Raw genomic sequence first — 672 nt, forward strand, 5'->3', positions numbered from 1 at the left:
GTGAATGTGCCCGGGGTTACCGGTCCGGTGGGTACGCGGTCAGCGCCTTGCACATCGTTGGTCAACACGTTGCCGGTCAGGGTCAGTTGGCTTTCTGACGCGGTTCCGTTGCTGTCGTCGTTGGCTTTTGGCAGGTCGTCGACGATGTTGACGTCCAGCGTGCCATTGGCGGTGGTGCCGTTATCGTCGACCACCGTGACAGCGAACTGCTCAGGCAGATTGTTCGCGCCGTCGGCGTTCGGATGGGCTTCGTTATCGGCCAGGGTGTAGCTGTAACTCACCACGCCGGTAGCAGCGTTGAAACCGGTGATGGTCAGTGTGCTGCCCAGCGGCGTGGTGACCGATTGCGGGAAACCTGCCGCTACACCGTTGGTGACGACGGCGATGCCGCCGACGGTCAGGGTTGTGACGCCATCGAGTGCAGTGATAGTGAACGTGCCGCTTTGGGTTAGCGCGGTGGAATCTGGTGCACTGCCGTCAGTGAGATTTTTTTCGTAAACGGTGAGTTCGCCGCCATTCACATCGAGGCCGTTGATAATCACCGGATCGTCATTGTTGTGGATCTGCAGGACGAGGTTCGCGGTGCTGGTATCGCCATCGGAATCGGTAATGGTGTAGGCGAAGGTCTCTGTGCCGTTGCCACCGCCGTGGAGGTTTTTGAAGTCGGCGTCG

1 pseudogene is annotated in these 672 nt (G+C 59.7%); it reads right to left on the reverse strand.

The annotated features are described in order from the left end of the window. A pseudogene (locus QZR14_RS27925) lies at positions 1 to 672 on the reverse strand (type I secretion target); the annotation flags it as partial.

The sequence above is a fragment of the Pseudomonas sp. rhizo66 genome, assembly GCF_031931925.1.
In the GTDB taxonomy this organism is placed as follows: Bacteria; Pseudomonadota; Gammaproteobacteria; order Pseudomonadales; family Pseudomonadaceae; genus Aquipseudomonas.